18 protein-coding genes are annotated in these 17,561 nt (G+C 29.1%); 15 read left to right on the forward strand and 3 right to left on the reverse strand.

The annotated features are described in order from the left end of the window. The first annotated feature begins 132 nt into the window (after positions 1–132). The 14 genes from pyrB (at position 133) to KM800_RS10255 (ending at position 13,966) form a co-directional block, all read left to right on the forward strand. Entirely contained in the window at positions 133–1,056 is a 924-nt protein-coding gene (gene pyrB / locus KM800_RS10190; RefSeq protein ID WP_017751122.1) for an aspartate carbamoyltransferase, read from the forward strand. A 14-nt stretch (positions 1,057–1,070) separates the two neighbouring features. Beyond that, a complete protein-coding gene (locus KM800_RS10195) occupies positions 1,071–1,508 on the forward strand; it encodes an aspartate carbamoyltransferase regulatory subunit (RefSeq protein ID WP_217812968.1) in 438 nt (145 codons plus the stop codon). Between the two features lie 14 nt (positions 1,509–1,522). Then, complete coding sequence (gene pyrF, locus KM800_RS10200; RefSeq protein WP_217812969.1) at positions 1,523–2,392, forward strand: orotidine-5'-phosphate decarboxylase; 870 nt, start codon at positions 1,523–1,525, stop codon at positions 2,390–2,392. 29 nt (positions 2,393–2,421) lie between these two features. Next, positions 2,422–3,189, forward strand: a complete 768-nt coding sequence (locus KM800_RS10205) for a dihydroorotate dehydrogenase electron transfer subunit (RefSeq protein WP_419195467.1) — start codon at positions 2,422–2,424, stop codon at positions 3,187–3,189. Between the two features lie 18 nt (positions 3,190–3,207). Continuing rightward, positions 3,208–4,098, forward strand: coding sequence for a dihydroorotate dehydrogenase (locus KM800_RS10210; RefSeq protein WP_217812971.1), 891 nt, complete (start codon positions 3,208–3,210; stop codon positions 4,096–4,098). A gap of 25 nt (positions 4,099–4,123) precedes the next feature. Continuing rightward, positions 4,124–4,696 (forward strand): orotate phosphoribosyltransferase, encoded by a 573-nt coding sequence (pyrE, locus tag KM800_RS10215; RefSeq protein ID WP_217812972.1) that lies wholly within the window; start codon positions 4,124–4,126, stop codon positions 4,694–4,696. 226 nt (positions 4,697–4,922) lie between these two features. Next, positions 4,923–5,711 (forward strand): hypothetical protein, encoded by a 789-nt coding sequence (locus KM800_RS10220; protein ID WP_217812973.1) that lies wholly within the window; start codon positions 4,923–4,925, stop codon positions 5,709–5,711. Positions 5,712–5,784: 73 nt separating this feature from the next. Further along, on the forward strand, positions 5,785–6,570 hold the full coding sequence (locus KM800_RS10225) for a sugar phosphate isomerase/epimerase family protein (protein WP_217812974.1): 786 nt from the start codon (positions 5,785–5,787) through the stop codon (positions 6,568–6,570). Positions 6,571–6,768: 198 nt separating this feature from the next. Continuing rightward, positions 6,769–8,061 (forward strand): trigger factor, encoded by a 1,293-nt coding sequence (gene tig, locus KM800_RS10230; protein WP_217812975.1) that lies wholly within the window; start codon positions 6,769–6,771, stop codon positions 8,059–8,061. Between the two features lie 134 nt (positions 8,062–8,195). Further along, positions 8,196–8,780 (forward strand): ATP-dependent Clp endopeptidase proteolytic subunit ClpP, encoded by a 585-nt coding sequence (gene clpP, locus KM800_RS10235; RefSeq protein ID WP_017751131.1) that lies wholly within the window; start codon positions 8,196–8,198, stop codon positions 8,778–8,780. A gap of 19 nt (positions 8,781–8,799) precedes the next feature. Beyond that, positions 8,800–10,089, forward strand: coding sequence for an ATP-dependent Clp protease ATP-binding subunit ClpX (gene clpX / locus KM800_RS10240; protein ID WP_217812976.1), 1,290 nt, complete (start codon positions 8,800–8,802; stop codon positions 10,087–10,089). Between the two features lie 157 nt (positions 10,090–10,246). Next, positions 10,247–12,568, forward strand: a complete 2,322-nt coding sequence (gene lon, locus KM800_RS10245; protein WP_217812977.1) for an endopeptidase La — start codon at positions 10,247–10,249, stop codon at positions 12,566–12,568. A gap of 114 nt (positions 12,569–12,682) precedes the next feature. Further along, on the forward strand, positions 12,683–13,273 hold the full coding sequence (gene yihA / locus KM800_RS10250) for a ribosome biogenesis GTP-binding protein YihA/YsxC (protein WP_217812978.1): 591 nt from the start codon (positions 12,683–12,685) through the stop codon (positions 13,271–13,273). Next, a complete protein-coding gene (locus tag KM800_RS10255; protein ID WP_217812979.1) occupies positions 13,274–13,966 on the forward strand; it encodes a CPBP family intramembrane glutamic endopeptidase in 693 nt (230 codons plus the stop codon). 66 nt (positions 13,967–14,032) lie between these two features. Here KM800_RS10255 and KM800_RS10260 read toward each other — a convergent pair whose 3' ends face one another. Together KM800_RS10260 and KM800_RS10265 are read right to left on the reverse strand one after the other, a co-directional pair. Further along, on the reverse strand, positions 14,033–14,419 hold the full coding sequence (locus KM800_RS10260) for a hypothetical protein (RefSeq protein WP_217812980.1): 387 nt from the start codon (positions 14,417–14,419) through the stop codon (positions 14,033–14,035). 268 nt (positions 14,420–14,687) lie between these two features. After that, positions 14,688–15,623 carry a VCBS repeat-containing protein gene (locus KM800_RS10265; protein ID WP_217812981.1) on the reverse strand — a complete coding sequence of 312 codons (936 nt, stop codon included), beginning with the start codon at positions 15,621–15,623 and terminating at the stop codon, positions 14,688–14,690. A 107-nt stretch (positions 15,624–15,730) separates the two neighbouring features. On the opposite strand from KM800_RS10265, the gene KM800_RS10270 reads away from it, so the two are divergent. Further along, positions 15,731–16,939: an ABC transporter substrate-binding protein gene (locus KM800_RS10270; protein WP_217812982.1), complete on the forward strand. Its 1,209-nt coding sequence runs from the start codon at positions 15,731–15,733 to the stop codon at positions 16,937–16,939. 42 nt (positions 16,940–16,981) lie between these two features. Here KM800_RS10270 and KM800_RS10275 read toward each other — a convergent pair whose 3' ends face one another. Continuing rightward, positions 16,982–17,404 carry a Fur family transcriptional regulator gene (locus tag KM800_RS10275; protein ID WP_217812983.1) on the reverse strand — a complete coding sequence of 141 codons (423 nt, stop codon included), beginning with the start codon at positions 17,402–17,404 and terminating at the stop codon, positions 16,982–16,984. Between the last annotated feature and the right edge of the window lie 157 nt (positions 17,405–17,561).

The following is a 17,561-nucleotide window of genomic DNA, read 5'->3' on the forward strand; positions in this document are numbered from 1 at the left end:
CTTTAAATGAGTCCAGAGAGGCTTGGAAGGTGTACTTTGTAGTTTATATAGTATATTTATGCCTTCTTTTTATGAGGGCATTTTTTATACCTTTAAATTTAGCACTGAGAGGCTAAGAAGGAGGAGTTATAAATGTTAAATGGAAGGCATCTTATAGATATAAAAGATTTTTCTAAACAAGAATTAAACGAGATTTTTGATTTAGCAGACCAGATAGTTAAAAATCCTGAAGATTTTTCACATTGCTGCGATGGAAAGATTTTAGCCACATTATTTTATGAACCAAGTACTAGAACAAGGCTTAGTTTTGAAACCGCAATGCTTAGATTGGGAGGCAAGGTAATAGGGTTTTCAGAACCTAACTCTACTTCTGTGTCCAAAGGTGAAAATATAGCTGATACTATAAGAATAATAGGTTGTTATGCTGATGTAGTGGCAATGCGACATCCTAAAGAAGGTGCACCCAAAGTGGCATCTATATACTCGAAAATACCTGTAATAAATGCAGGGGATGGTGGCCATCAGCATCCTACACAAACACTTACAGATCTCTTAACAATTCGATCTATTAAAGGATCATTGTCAAATCTAAAAATAGGCTGCTGCGGCGACCTTAAGTTCGGAAGAACCGTACATTCATTTATAAAAGCTATGTCCATGTATGAAAATAATAGTTTCACTCTAATATCTCCCCGCGAACTTAAAGTACCTGAATATATAAAAAGGGAACTAGATAAAAATAATGTAGTATATAAGGAAACTAAAAAGCTAGAAGAGGTTATAGGGGAACTGGATATACTCTATATGACAAGAGTTCAGAAAGAGAGATTTTTTAATGAAGAAGAGTATATTAGGTTGAAAGACAGCTATATCTTGGATAAACTTAAAATGCAGGAGGCTCCTGAAAGAATGATAGTCCTTCATCCACTTCCAAGAGTAAATGAGATTGCATGTGAAGTAGATGATGATCCAAGAGCATGTTATTTTAAACAGGCCCAATATGGGGTTTATGCTAGAGAAGCACTTATAATGAAACTTTTAGGCTTGGAATTATAGGAGGGGATTAGAATATGCTTCAAATAAATAGTATAAAAAATGGAATTGTGATAGATCATATAAAAGCAGGCTACGGAATGAAGATATTCAATTATTTGAAATTAAATAATGTGGATTATTCAGTAGCGTTTATAATGAATGCTCAAAGTGGAAAATTGGGAAAAAAAGATATAATAAAAATAGAAAATAAATTGGAAATTGATTTTACTATATTGGGATTTATAGATCCAAATATAACTATAAATATAATAAAAGATGAAGTTATAGATAAAAAGGTAAAATTAAAATTACCAAAGAGTATAAAAGGTGTAATTAAATGCAAAAATCCCAGGTGTATAAGTTCAGTAGAAAAAAATTTACAACAAGAATTTTATTTATCCGACGAAGAGTTAGGAGAATATAGATGTAATTATTGTGATGAAATTTATACTGATGCGGATTTTCCTGTTTAGAAAGGTTGTATTTTATGATAATAGATGAACTATATGAAAGTGTAAATAGTAGAGGAAATGTATGTGTAGGTCTGGATACTGCAGTTGAATATATGCCTGATGATATTGTAAAGTCCAGTGAAAATATTTGTGATACTATATTTGAATACAATAAAAATATAATTGACAGTACTTTTGATGTAGCAGCTTGTTTTAAAGTACAAATTGCATATTATGAGGCTCTTGGAATTGAAGGCCTGAAAGTTTATTCAAACACACTAAAATACATTAAGAGTAAAAATTCCATAGCTATTGCAGATATTAAAAGAGGAGATATAAAAAAGACGGCAGAAATGTATGCAAAAGCCCATTTTGAAGGTGACTTTGAAAGTGACTTCATAACTTTGAATCCATATATGGGACTTGATACTATAGATCCATATTTGCCATATGTACAAAAGAAAGACAAAGGAGCATTTGTCCTTGTAAGAACATCAAATGATGGAGCAAGAGATATTCAATACATAGATACAAAATCAAATGGAAAAGTTTATAATGTTTTAGGACAAAAAGTTAAAGAATTGGGAGATAAATATCTTGGCCAATGTGGATATAGTTCCATTGGAGGAGTTATGGGATGTACTCATCTTGAAGAAGGTAAAGAGCTTAGAAAAAGTTTAGACAGTATGTTTTTTCTAATACCGGGATATGGAGCACAGGGCGGAGCTGCCAAAGACGTTGCCGTATATTTGAAAGACGGTAATGGTGGTGTAGTAAATTCTTCTCGAGGAATTTTAATGGCATATAAAAAATATGATAATTACACAGATTATGCAGAGTGTGCAAGATTAGAAGTAATTAAGATGAGAGACAGTATATTAGAAGAAGTAAATAAAAGTTTATAATATATTTTTATATTATAGAAATGGAGAAGATGCATTTGGAAGATAAATTAGAGTATATTGCCTGTAAAGTAGATAAAAATACTAGAATTAAAGATAATATATATGAAATTGAATTTAAAGGTAATTTTAATGGAAAGCCCGGACAATTTTATATGTTGAGATCATGGAACATGTATCCACTTCTCTCAAGACCTATAAGTATATGCTATCTGGATGAAAATAAGATAACTTTTTTATATCAGGTAGTTGGAAATGGAACTAAAAAATTATCTTTATTAAATCAAGGTGATGAAGTTAAATTAACAGGTCCCCTTGGAAATGGATTTGATATTGATAAAATAAATGGCAAGATTTCCATAGTATCAGGGGGAATAGGCATTGCACCCATGCTATACCTAGTAAAAAATATAAAGGAAACTTTAAATAAAGGAAATATTCAAATAGACCTTTATGCAGGATTTAAAAAGGATACTTATATATTGGATAGATTTGAACAATTTGTAGATAATATCTATTATTCTGTAGAAGTTGGCAAAGGCAAAGAAACAATAGGATATATAACTGATATTTTTCACCCGGAAAATTATGATATGGTATTATGCTGTGGTCCCGAACCAATGATGAAAAAGGTTGTAAACATGTGTGGGGACAAGATAATTCCTTTATATGTTTCTATGGAGAATCACATGGCATGTGGGGTTGGTGCATGTTTAGTGTGTACTTGTAAGACTAAACATGGTAATAAGAGAACTTGTTGTGATGGACCTGTATTTTCAGGTGAAGATTTAGTTCTTTAATGCATAAGGAGGAGATTTATGGATATATGTGGAGTGCATTTTAAAAACCCAGTATTGGCAGCTTCAGGTACTTTTGGATTTGGAAAGGAATATAATAGATTCTTTGATGTTTCAAAACTTGGAGGTATATGCTCAAAGGGACTGACTTTACATGAGAAAGCTGGTAATGACGGGGAAAGGGTTTTTGAAACTGCATCTGGAATGTTAAATAGTGTAGGACTTCAGAATCCAGGAGTAAAACACTTTTTAAAGTATGAACTTCCTGAAATGAAAAAATTTAATACTGTATCAATAGCAAATTTAGGTGGGGGAACTTTAGAAGATTATATAGGCGGAGTTGAATTGCTTTGTGATTCAAGTGTAGATATGATTGAATTGAATATATCATGTCCTAATGTTAAAAGTGGAGGAATGGCATTTGGAATAAAATCTTCTACTGCCTATGAGGTTGTAAATAGTGTAAAAAAACATTGCAGTAATAAACCATTGATAGTAAAGTTGTCTCCAAATGCAGAAGATATTGTAGATATGGCGGTTAAATGCTGTGAAGCTGGAGCTGATGCAGTTTCACTTGTAAACACATTTAAAGCCATGGCTATTGATATAAATAGAAGAAAACCAATATTCGAAAATATAACGGCAGGACTTTCGGGACCGGCTATAAAGCCAATAGCACTTAGAATGGTATATGAGGTGTCAAAAGCTATAGATGTGCCTGTAATCGGACTTGGAGGAATATGTTCATGGCATGATGCATTAGAATTTATAATGGCAGGGGCAAGTCTTATACAGGTTGGAACTGCAAATTTTATCAATCCTACAATATGTTTGGATATAATAGATGGATTGGAAAATTACATGAGAAATCAAAATATAAACAGTTTGAAAGAAATAACAGGTATAATATAAATTATATGAATATTAGGAGGAAAATATGGATAATATAGTTGTAGATAAATTAAAACAGGTTGGAGCATTGTTGGAAGGACATTTTTTACTATCTTCAGGCAAACATAGTGATAGATACTGTCAGTGTGCCAAACTACTTCAGTATCCAGATAAGGCTAGTGAAGTATTGAGTATAGTAGCGGATAAATTAAAAGAAGTTGATTTTGATAAGATAGTTGGACCAGCAATGGGTGGAGTAGTAGTATCATATGAATTGGCAAGACAACTTAAAAAGCCTGGAATATTTGCAGAAAGACAAAATGGAGATATGACTGTAAGAAGAGGTTTTGAAATAAAAAAAGGTGAAAAAGTCATAATATCAGAAGACGTTATTACTACAGGAAAATCATCTCTTGAAGTTGCCAAAGTTATAGAGTCACTTGGAGGAAAAGTAGTAGCATTTTGTTGTATAGTAGACAGGAGAGCAGAAGGTGTAGAAATTCCATATCCGGTTTATAGTGCTGTAAAATTGAATATAAATACATATGACCCAGACAATTGTCCACTTTGTAAAAAAGGTTTAGCCTATGAAAAACCTGGAAGCAGAGTATTCAAGTAATTATATTAATTCTATATTTAAAAAATAATTCCAGACAATTAATAGAACGCCTGGAATTATTTTTTTATTGACTTCTATAAATTCATAAAAAGTTAGTATTATTTCATTAGTATTTGAGTTATAATAAAAACTGAGTTTTGTGATAGTAATGCTAATCATTATGAATTATATTAATAAAGTGAAAAGAAGGGAGGCACTGCTGTTAAACTGAAACAGCGGAAATATAGTGAGAAAAAAGCCAAGTATTTTTAGTAAGGAATATGAAAAGAAAATGAAGCAGAGAAAAATACGAATTTTTGCCATAACTGTTATTTGTATAGTTGTTATAGCACTGCTCTGCATTTATTTAACAGGTGCTTTTAAAACTGCTTTAAAAGATGTAAAAAATGAAAAACAAAGTGCATCTATACAAAATAATAATACAAAAGATATATCTAAAAAACAGCAAGCTAAGAGTACAGAGTCTAAAGCTGAAAATAAAAGTAATAACTTGAAATATGAAGTTAAATTAAGTAGTGGAAAAAGTGTAAATTTAACATATGAAAACGACAATAATAACAAGACTTTTAAAGATGTTACCCCTAAAGATGCTAATGTAGCCTATAGCATAAGTCCTTCAAAAAAGAATATAGCTTTATTTGATGATAAATCGCAGAGTATACTGTTGTTTGATATTAATGGAAATAAGCAGGACATAACTAATTCTCAATATGTATCTACTAATGGTACAGTTGTAACAAAGGAATCTCAGCTATCATCAAATCCAAGTTATATATGGTGCAGTTCTCCAAAATTTATAGATAACGATAATATTGCATATATAAGTCAGCTTCCATGGATTGGCAAGACTTCTAAATATGTGTGGATTCAGAATTTGCAGAACAAGAGCAATGTTATGGTCCAATCCATAGAAGGAGAAAGCATAAAGTTTGGAGATGTTACAGATAAAGGACTTACAGTTATTTCAGATGGAACAACTGTGTATCTAACAGCAGCAGGTGAAGTTAGCCAATAAAACTTAAGGTTTATTGGCTTTTTCAATGCAAAAAATTACAAAGAGCAAAAATAGTAATTTATAGGAGGTTCTTATGATAATAGGTATGTCATCAGCTTGCTTTTATCCTGATGTAAATACAGAAAACAGTATAGAATTGATGAAAACCATTGGATTTAATACAGGAGAATTGTTCTTAAATAGTATTAGTGAGTATGAAGAAGATTTTGGAAAATTAATTTTAGAACAAGAATTGATAAATGATTTTAAAGTGAATTCTATACATGCATTTTCAGCTTCTTTTGAACCATATTTATTTGACAGCTACAAAAGAAGAAGAGATGATTGTTTTACATTGTTTAAAAAGGTATGTAAAGTAGCAATGACAATAGGAGCAAATTGCTATACTTTCCATGGAATGCGTTATCACAATATGGATTCTATTAATATGAATATGATCATTGATGTATATGATAAACTTACATATACTGCTGCAGAGTATGGAATAAAACTATGTCAGGAAAACGTATTTTGGTGTATGTCAAATAGTATTGAATTCTTATATAAAATTAAGGAAAAGTGTAAAGAACCTCTATATTTTACTTTAGACATAAAACAAGCATATAAAGCTGGAAAATTACCAGATGATTATATAGAAGTAATGAAAGATCAATTAGCTAATTTTCATATAAATGATAGAAGTAAAAATAGTATATGTCTGCTCCCTGGTCAGGGTGATGTAAATTATAAAAAAATATTTTGTAAATTAAAGGAAATAGGGTATAATGGAATAGGCATAATTGAAGTATATAAAGAAAATTATAATGAATACACTGAACTTATAAAGGCTAAAAAATATCTTGATAAGCAAAAATATTGAAAAACTAAAAATCTGCTATAAAATTTGTGATTTTTGGTATATAATTATAATATAGTTTTTAGACGATACAATTATAATATATGGTGTAATTTAAAAAATTACTGATGGTTAATTTGTATGAATGTATAATGATATATGATATAATATCATGGTTAATGTTAATATAAGTGTATAGTGTAATTTAGGAGGAAATGAATAATGAACGTTAAAGTGGAAAAAGTAGAAAACAATGTAGTAAAAATGGAAATAACAGTAGAATCGGAAAAATTTAATGAAGCAGTTAAAAAGGCATTTGCTAAAAATGCTAAAAAGTTTAATATACCTGGATTTAGAAAAGGAAAGGCTCCTATGAACATAATAAAGAAATATTATGGTGAAGGAGTATTTTATGAAGATGCTATAAACTTTTGCTGCGATGACACATATCCAATAGCTTTAAAGGAAAATGATATTAAACCAGTTGATTATCCTAAAATCGATATAGTACAAATTGGTGAAAACAAGGATCTTATATATTCAGCTGATGTTACAGTAGTACCTGAAGTTGAACTTGGTGAATACAAGGGAGTAGAAGTTAAGAAAAATACATATGAAGTAACAGATGAAGAAGTAGAACAGGAATTAAAATCAAGACAGGAAAAGAATGCTAGAATAGAGACAAAAGAGGATGGAACTGTTGAAAAGGGAAATATAGCAGTAATAGATTTTAAAGGATATGTAGATGACAAGGCATTTCAAGGCGGAGAAGGAAAAGACTATGAGCTTGAAATAGGAGCTGGAACATTTATAGATAATTTTGAAGATCAACTTATAGGATTAAAAGTTGGAGATGAAAGGGATGTAGAAGTTACATTTCCAGAAGAATATGGTAGTGAAGAATTAAATGGTAAAAAGGCATTATTCAAAGTTGCAATTAAGGCAATAAAGATAAAGGAACTTCCAGAATTAGACGATGAATTTGCTAAAGAAATTTCTGAATTTGATACATTAGATGAAGTAAAAGCAGATATAAAGAAAAAGAAACAGGAAGAAAATGAATTAAGAGCTAAGAGAGAATATGAAGATGCAGTTATAGATGCAGTTAGTTCAAATGCTAAAATTGATATTCCAGACGTAATGGTAGATAAGGAAATTGATGCTATGCTTAAAGATTTGGAAATGAGATTGAAATATCAGGGACTAGATCTTAAGTCATATTATAAATACACAAATAATACAGAAGAAAAAGTTAGAGAATATATGAGAGAAACTGCACAAAAGAAAGTTAAAACAGATTTGGTAATTTCTAAAATTGGCGAAGTAGAGAACATAAAGGCAGAAGATGAGGAATTATTGAATAGAGCTACTGAAATGGCTAAGCAATATGGAAATAATGAGCCAGAAAAGACAGCTAAATTAATTCTTGATAGTCAAAAAAGCTATCTTGAAAGTGATGTAATAAATGAAAAAGTTGTTAAAATGTTAGTTGACAATAGTAAATCAGTAGCATAATATGATGTGTAAGAATTAATTGCTGGAATTTTTCTGGCAATTAATTTTAAATAATAATATTTTTATGTCTTGTAGAAACTAAATTTTATGTATAATAATCATTTAAAATGGTTATAAAAAGGAGGAGATAGTTTATGAGCTTAGTACCAGTAGTTGTTGAACAGACTAATAGAGGGGAAAGATCCTACGATATTTATTCAAGGCTTCTAAAAGATAGAGTAATAATGTTGAGTGAAGAAGTTAATGATGTTTCAGCAAGCCTTATAGTAGCTCAATTATTGTTCCTAGAAGCAGAAGATCCTGACAAGGATATACATTTATACATAAATAGCCCAGGAGGATCAATAACCTCCGGTATGGCAATTTATGATACAATGCAATATATAAAATCAGATGTATCTACTATATGTATAGGTATGGCTGCTTCCATGGGAGCATTTTTACTTACAGCAGGTGCAAAGGGAAAAAGATTCGCACTGCCAAATGCTGAAATAATGATACACCAACCTTTAGGCGGTTTTCAAGGTCAGGCAACTGATATTGGAATTCATGCAAATAGGATACTTAACATAAAGAAAAAATTGAATAAGATAATTAGTGATAGATCAGGTCAACCTTTGGAAGTAATTGAAAAAGATACAGAAAGAGATAACTTTATGTCAGCAGAGGAAGCTAAAAATTATGGATTAATAGATGGGGTTATTGAAAAGAAACAATAACCTTAGGTGAGGTGTAGATATGGCCAAAAATGATGATAGAAAACAACTCAAGTGTTCATTTTGTGGTAAAACACAAGACCAGGTTAAAAGACTAATAGCAGGACCTGGAGTATATATTTGTGATGAATGTATAGAACTTTGTTCCGAAATAATAAGTGATGAATTTGAAGATGATGTTCAGACAGATTTAACGTCTCTTCCAAAACCATTGGAAATTAAAAACTATCTTGATCAATATGTAATTGGTCAGGATGATGCTAAAAAATCATTATCAGTAGCAGTTTATAATCACTATAAGAGAATAAATTCAAACAGTAAAAATGATGATGTAGAATTACAGAAAAGTAATATACTTTTACTTGGACCTACAGGTTCAGGTAAAACTCTTTTAGCACAGACTCTTGCTAAATTCCTTAATGTACCATTTGCTATTGCAGATGCAACTACATTGACAGAAGCGGGATATGTAGGAGAAGATGTTGAAAATATACTTTTAAAGCTTATACAGAATGCTGACTATGATATAGAAAAGGCTGAACATGGAATAGTCTATATAGATGAGATAGATAAGATAGCAAGAAAATCTGAAAATCCATCTATTACCAGAGATGTTTCTGGCGAGGGAGTACAGCAGGCACTCTTAAAGATATTGGAGGGAACAGTTGCTTCAGTTCCACCACAGGGTGGTAGAAAACATCCTCATCAAGAATTTATTCAGATAAATACTACAAATATATTATTTATCTGTGGAGGAGCTTTTGATGGAATAGATAATATAATAGAAAGAAGAACAAGAATAAGTACTTTAGGATTTGGAGCACAAATACAATCCAAAAAGGATAAGGACATTGGAAAGCTTCTTAAAAATATAATGCCTGGAGATCTTATGAAATTTGGACTTATACCAGAATTTACAGGAAGAATTCCTATTGTTGTTACGTTAGATGCATTGGATAAAAAGGCGCTTATTAGTATACTTGAAAAACCTAAAAATGCACTTGTTAAGCAATACAAAAAGCTCTTTGAACTTGATAATGTAGAATTGGAATTTAAAGATGAAGCCTTAGAATCAATTGCAGATGAAGCTTTAAAGAGAAATACTGGAGCAAGAGGACTTAGAGCCATTATAGAAGAAACTATGAAGGATATAATGTTTGACATACCTTCAAAAGAAGAGATATCAAAAGTAATAATAAATAAAAATACCATAGCAGATAAAAAGCCGGAACTTATAACTGTTGAAAATGGGAAAAGGACTCCTATAAAAGTTAAAAAACCAAGAACTAGAAAAGGGCCTGAAACTGCATAGGTGTAAGGGGAGTACTGAATTTCAGTGCTCCTTTTTATATATGAAACATAGAAACTCAATAATTGAAAAAAGCATGTTTTATAGTTATAATATACTAGTCTGATTATATTATAGATAATTTTTGTAGAATTTAAACTTTTTAAGTAAGGAGAGAAATATGGATAAAAATTTAAGGGTTATTCCTCTAATTCCATTAAGAGGTATCACTATATTTCCATATATGGTTTTACACTTTGATGTAGGTAGAGAAAAATCAAAGACTGCATTGGAAGATGCAATGCTTAATGGACAAAAGATATTTTTATCATCCCAGATAGAGTATATGGTTGAGGAACCTAATAAAGAAGATATACATACTATAGGTACAGTTTGTAACATAAAACAAATATTAAAATTACCTGGTGATACAGTAAGAGTACTTGTAGAAGGGGAAACTAGAGGTATATTAAAAGAATATATTCAGGAAGAACCTTTCTTTAAAGTGAATATAGAGTTAGTTGATAACAATAAGGAAATTTGTAAAGATATTACTTGCAATGCTCTCGTAAAATCAGTGATGAAAAATTTTGAGGAATATTTAAAATTATCAGGAGAATCAACCAAAGAATCTATAGTAAGTGAAAATGATACCAAAAATCCAGGAAGATTAGCTGATACCATAAGTTCATATATATTTATAGAACAAGATAAAAAACAGGAACTACTAGATTGTTATAAAGTTGAGGACAGATTAAATAAGCTATTGTCTATACTTATGAACGAACTGGAAATTTTAAAAGTAGAAAAGAAAATAGAATCTGAAATAAAGAAAGATATAGACAAATCCCAAAAGGAGTATTATTTAAAAGAACAGCTTAAAATTATACAGGAACAGCTAGGAGAAGATGGTGAAAACAGCGAAGAAATAAAAAAATATAAAAATAAAATGGCAAAAAAGAAATTGCCAAAATACGTAAAAGATAAAGTCCTTTATGAATTGGACAAATTAAAGAGTTTAGGAAGTTATTCAACAGAAAATGGAATAATAAAGACATATCTTGATTGGATACTGGATATACCGTGGAATATTAAAACTAAAGATAATTTGGATATAAAAAAGGCTAGAGAAGTATTGGATGAAAATCACTATGGATTAAAAGATGTTAAAGATAGAATAATTGAATATCTTGCAGTTAAAAGTACAAATAAATCCTTAAAGGGACCAATCTTGTGTCTTGTAGGTCCTCCTGGTGTAGGTAAAACCTCAATAGCAAAGTCAATAGCCAAGGCATTAAATCGAAATTTTGTGAGAATGTCATTAGGTGGAATAAGAGACGAAGCTGATATTAGAGGACACAGGAGAACTTATGTAGGTGCTATTCCAGGAAGGATAATATATAGCATAAAACAGGCTAAATCTATTAATCCATTATTTTTATTAGATGAAATTGATAAAATGGGTGTAGATTTTAGAGGAAATCCTGCAGATGCACTTTTGGAAGTATTGGATAGTGAACAGAATAATACGTTTAGAGATCATTACATGGAACTGGATTTTGATTTATCAAAAGTATTATTTATAACTACGGCTAATAGTCTTGAAAATATACCAAGACCGCTTATGGACAGAATGGAAATAATACAAGTATCTGGTTATACTAGTGAAGAAAAATTTAATATATGCAAAAAGTACATAATACCTAGACAATTAATAGAAAATGGAATAAAAGATGATAAAATTAAATTTTCTGATTCATCCATATATACTATAATAGACAATTATACTAGAGAATCAGGTGTTAGAAGTTTAGAGAGAAAAGTATCATCTATAATAAGAAAATCAATTACAGAAATTATAGAAAAAAATAAAAAAAATATATTTATAAATACTACCAAAGTTAAATCTTATTTAGGATCTGATATTTTTGTTTATGATAAAGCCGACAAAGAAGATAAGGTAGGAGTAGTAATGGGAATGGCATGGACAGCTTATGGAGGAGATACCCTTCCTATTGAGGCAGTAATTATGCAGGGAAAAGGAAGACTTGAACTTACGGGACAACTTGGAGATGTAATGCAGGAGTCTGCCAAGGCAGGATATAGTTATGTAAGAGCAAATTATAAAAAATATAGCAATATAAAAGAGGATTTCTATAAAAATTGTGATTTACACATACATGTACCTGAAGGAGCTATTCCAAAAGATGGACCATCAGCAGGGGTTACTATGATTACAGCTATAGTTTCAGCACTTAGCAATAAAAAAGTAAAGCACAATGTAGCTATGACTGGTGAAATAACCTTAACAGGAAGAGTTCTGCCAATTGGAGGACTTAAAGAAAAAAGTTTGGCTGCATATAGAGCTGGAATAGATACAGTTATAATTCCTAAAGATAATGAAAAAGATATAATGAAAATACCTAGAAGTATTAAAAATAAAATGCATTATATACTAGCAGATAATATAGATACAGTATTAGAAAATGCTTTAGTTGATTGATTAAAATAAATATTTTTCTAATGGAAGTTAGGAAAATATTTATTTTAATATTATAATGTAAATTTATAACATAATATATATAGTACGTATTATTTAAAGAAGAGGTGATTGATTGTGGAAATAAAACAGGCTGAATTTATAATATCAGCTGTCAAAAAAAATCAGTATCCCAATGATAATTTTAAAGAAATAGCATTTGTAGGTCGATCCAATGTTGGAAAATCATCACTTATAAATACTATTGTAAACAGAAGAAAGCTTGTTAAAGTCAGTTCTAGTCCAGGCAAGACGAGACTTGTAAATTTTTTCATGATAAATAATGAATTCTATTTTGTGGATTTACCAGGCTATGGATATGCCAAGGTTTCAAAATCGGAAAAGGATAAATGGAGCAAGATAATAGAAACGTATCTTGTTGGCAGACATCAACTAAAAGCTATAGTGTTACTTGTAGATTCGAGACATAAACCAACTAATGACGATATTATTATGTATAAATGGATAGAGTATTATAAATATAAAATTTTAATTGTAGCTACAAAAGTGGATAAAATATCTAAAAGTCAGTTAAATAAAAATTTGGATATTATAAGAAATTCATTTGGATTAAAGCCTGATTATAAAATTTTAACATTTTCTTCTTTGAAAAAACAGGGAAAAGAGGAGCTCTTAAATAAAATTGAGCATGTAGTAGAAGGTGATTAATTGATTAATCTTAATTTAATTAAAAATATAATAGTATTTTTGATAGCATATATTCCGCCAATTATAGTATTTGATAAACATTGGATTCAAATCAAGAAAAACAAAGTAGTTCTTTTTATTATAAATATTATATTTATAGGGATTTCCATGTATACCCAAAATATAGTTCCGTTTATATTTGTAATAATAAATATAGTATGGATTAGATTTACAGATGATTTTTACAAATTCAATATTAAAAAATTTAATCTTCTTGATGCACTGAGATTGGCTGCAATATCATATTTAGTTGTTATAATAATACTTTTATTGCAGAATGCAATAGAAAATAGTTTAAAGATAAAATTGGATCAACAGGAGATTGTAACTAATATGACAAATATGTCATTAAATAAACTTGTTTTCATGGTTCCTGTAGTTGTAATATTTGCACCGGTGCTTGAAGAATTCGTATTCAGATGGATATTTTTTGAAAAAATATTTAAGAGCAGGTTGGGAATATTGGGAGCAGCACTCTTAAGCAGTTTGATGTTTTCATTAGTTCATTTTAACATAAATGTATTTTTTATAATACTTTGGATAGGGATATATAATTGTTATCTGATTCATAAGAAAGGGTATTGGTATGCTGTGCTCAATCATGCAGTATTTAATTCTGTGACTATGATTTCTCTTATTTATTCCAAAATATAATATTCAATTTATAATAAAATAAAGGCACTGAGAATATTGAGACAGTGCCTTTTGAGAATTATTAGATTATTTATGTCTCTTATTGTTTGAGATAAAATTATTTAAATATTTGGCAGCATCAGGTGATTTTTGTAATTCTCTAACTTTTTCCAGTAGATCATTTTGCATCTGATTTCTGTTTTCTAAACTTGAAAGCCTTTTTTCTAAAGAAGAAAGTTTAGATTTTATATTGGAATCATTAAAGTTACCATCCTCACTATTTCCACCATTGCCTAAATCTCCAAGATTTAAGTTGTTTAAAACTGAACCAATATCATTCTTTGACCCGCCACCTAGTCCACCCATTCCACCCATTGATGATAAGATGGACATAAGTTGTGATATATCTATATTTTTCAACAGATCCCCTAAATTAAAACCGTTATTTTCATATTTACGATGATGTTTGGACATTTAAAAACCTCCTTAAGATTTTTATTTTCTCATCTTTATGTGTATAATTTTCTATTCGATAATAAACATATATACTATATATTATTCAATATCATATTATTTGACACAAAAGAAAAATATTTTAAGGATTATGTATAAATTATTTAAAATTGGAGAGCATAATAATTGTAACCGGAGATACATTCTCCTAGTATCAAATAATTATTTATTTGATACAATAACCCCCCATCCCCCTTGGGACCGTATAAGCGGTCCCTTTTATATTATATTAATATATAGATACTATTTTGAAATAATTAGATGAGTTGCTGTTTTTATCAGCATCGAGAATTATATTAATAGAATAATTTTTTATTATTGAAGTGTCGGAGTTTGAAACTCCTTTGAAATTTAATATCCATTGCAGTTCTGCACTGTTTCCGTTTTTATCAGACTTTTTTTCTTTGAATATAGCATCTTGAAATGTATACGAAGTATTACTCTTGGCTAACTTATCCAATACATACATATCATCGTTGGATATATTGGAAGAAAATATATTGTTAGGTGCATATGGTCTGCTAGATGGCAGTGATTGGATAAAATTTATAAATGAACAGACAGTGTCTTTTCCAAGAAAAGCAGGATTATCTTCTAAATTATAGTTTTTAAATTTAGAATTTGAGAATATGTAATTTGTGAGAAGCATAATATCTCCTTGAAATCTACCTGTTATAACTTTAGGAGTCCTGTTATTTGTACAATCTATAAAACCCAATATATTATTTGAATTTGAAATTATATTTTTGAAATTATTTCCATCAAAAACAAAAATTCTTTGAACCGAATTTTTGCCAAGAGATCCCTGAAGAAATATTTCAGGGATTCTGTCTCTGGATATATCCATTAAAGTAACTCTAAGAGGCCAGTATGTATAGTAGTTACTTAAAATGGAGCTCTTATCATCTGTATTTATATCAAATATCTTATCCTTTACTTTGACCTTTATTAAGTATTTATTATTGGATTGTTTTACATACAGAGAATCTTTTATTCCATCTCCATTTAAATCTGATCTTAAAATTGCGTCCTTTGATATAGTAGTGAAAGTTGATGAAGTCGTATAATTCCTGTATATTATGAGCATCAAAATTATCAAGAACAAAATTAACGGCATCAAAAAAAACAAATATTTCTTTTTTAGAAATATTACTCTTAATTTCATAAATTTCACCTCCAATAAATTATATAAAACAATTATATATTTAATTAATATGCACAAAATAAATTTATATGAAATAAATTTTAGTCTTGTACAAGGAGGTTAGTAATATGAACTGCAAGAAGATAGCAGCATTTTTTTTAATACTAATTCTTCCATTAAATTTTGTTGCATGTTCTTTTAATACTCAAAAGTCAAATGATAAACAGCTTAATATGTATATAGGTGTAAAGGACAAGGAATCTTTAAATACAATAAAAGTATTAACAGATGAATATAGAAAAAACAACCCTGATGTAAAGATCAATATAAATAATATTATAGGAGATAAAGTAGATGACAATATTGTTAATGAAACTGATATAGTTTTTATAAATAGATCGGATTTACTTAATCTAGCACCAAAAGGCCTTATCTCAGATATGAAAAATTATTATAAAGAAGATAATATTACAAATAGATATTATTCAGTAGTAAAGGCTTATGGAAGATTTAACGATAGGTATTATGGAATACCTATAATTCCATATAGTTTAGAATTTTTATATAATAAAAAGTACTTTACTGAGTCAAATATAAAGACACCAAAGACTATGGAACAATTTGACGATATCTTAAAAACATTTAATAGTAGTTCTAAAAAAATACCAGTATTATTAAATGAAGATATGGATATAAATAGTGCTATATTTTCTTTGATTGGTAATAAAAAGTCTATTTCTATGATAAATTTGGAGAATATATATGGCAGCAATAAGGAGAAATATGAAAAATTAAAATATATGCAAGAAATATTTAGTGATATAAATAATCTAGTTAGAAATAAAGTTATAAATAAAAATACATTTGAAATAGGGAATGAAAGTACATTGGAAAAATTTAATAGAGGGGAGATACCTATAATTTTACTATCTTCTTATTATATTAAAGATATAAAATCCCAGGATATATCCTCTATATATGAAAACATGAAAAATATTAAGGTCCCAGTAACATCTAATACTTTGATAAGTATCCCAAGTAATGCATCCAATGTAGAATCAATAAGTGATTTCATAAAATTTGTTTTTGGGGATACTATGCAGAATAAACTTTTAAAAATGGGATATGTTACTGGAAACAAAAAAATAAATAGCAAGAATACAGGTATAAAACAAATTGTGTCGTCTCATATAAAAAATAGTAGTGCTGACAATATACCTATTGTATATAATATTCCCCCCAAAATGGTAAGCGGTATATCATCCAAAATAGATGATATACTATCAGGAAAGTATACAGGAGACGAATGGAAAGATGTAATAGATAATGATTATTAAATCTATATAATAATCTAGAGCAGTAATTACTGCTCTAGATTGCTACTTATTTAGTTTATTCTGACAGTCATAGCATATTCCATAGAAATATACTTGATTACTCATAACTTTATAATTGACTTTATCTTTAATTTTGTCATTTAAATCAGAAAAGCAAATTCCAGTTACATCATCTACCCGACCACATTCCAAACATTGAATGTGTGAATGAACTGCAGTATTACCATCGTATCTAAAATTACCTTCACCTACATTTATCTCTTGTATAAGGTCAACTTCCACTAAAGTTTTGAGTGCTTTATAAACAGTAGCTAAGCTCATTGTGGGATAGTCAGATAGAAGAGACTTGTATATTGTTTCCGCAGAAGGATGCTCATTAGTAGATTTTAGATATTTGTATACGGCAATACGCTGAGGGGTTAACTTCAGTTTCTTATCTTTAAATATACCTGTTAAGTTATCCATATACACCATCCTTAATATTTATTGTTCAATTATAACTATATAATAAATATTATTAACTGTCAAAAGTAATTTTATAGTAGTTACTTTAAAAGATACTATTTTTTAGTTTTTTTAATAAACTACTTGATTTATATGTATATTGTGATAAAATTAATAT

The sequence above is a fragment of the Clostridium tyrobutyricum genome (assembly GCF_019144085.1).
Lineage (GTDB): Bacteria > Bacillota > Clostridia > Clostridiales > Clostridiaceae > Clostridium_B > Clostridium_B tyrobutyricum_A.